Origin of the sequence: Sedimentibacter sp. B4 (assembly GCF_000309315.1) — a bacterium.
Lineage (GTDB): Bacteria > Bacillota > Clostridia > Tissierellales > Sedimentibacteraceae > Sedimentibacter > Sedimentibacter saalensis.
In genome coordinates, this window is record NZ_CANG01000186.1 from 1 (window position 1) to 276 (window position 276).

A 276-nucleotide genomic window follows, 5' to 3' on the forward strand; every position below is an offset into this window, starting at 1 on the left:
TCCCCTGCCGTGATGTCCGCGTGGGTCTCGCCGTTGTACTTCACAAGCTTCTCGAGTACGACGCTCTTCGCGGGCATGTTGATGCCGAGCGCGAGCGTCTCCGTGGCGAACACCACCTTCACCAGCCCGGCGGCGAACGCTTCCTCGACCATCTCCTTGAACGCCGGCAGCAGACCTGCGTGATGGGCAGCGATGCCATCGGTGAACGCGGCCAGGAACCGGTCGTAGTCGAGTGCGGCGAGGTCGGACGGACTGAGCCCCGCAGTGTGCCGGGAC

Annotated in this window: 1 pseudogene; it reads right to left on the reverse strand. The window is 65.9% G+C overall.

Going from position 1 to position 276, the window contains the following annotated elements:
- Positions 1-276 (reverse strand): annotated as a pseudogene (locus BN358_RS10680) (RNA helicase); the annotation flags it as partial.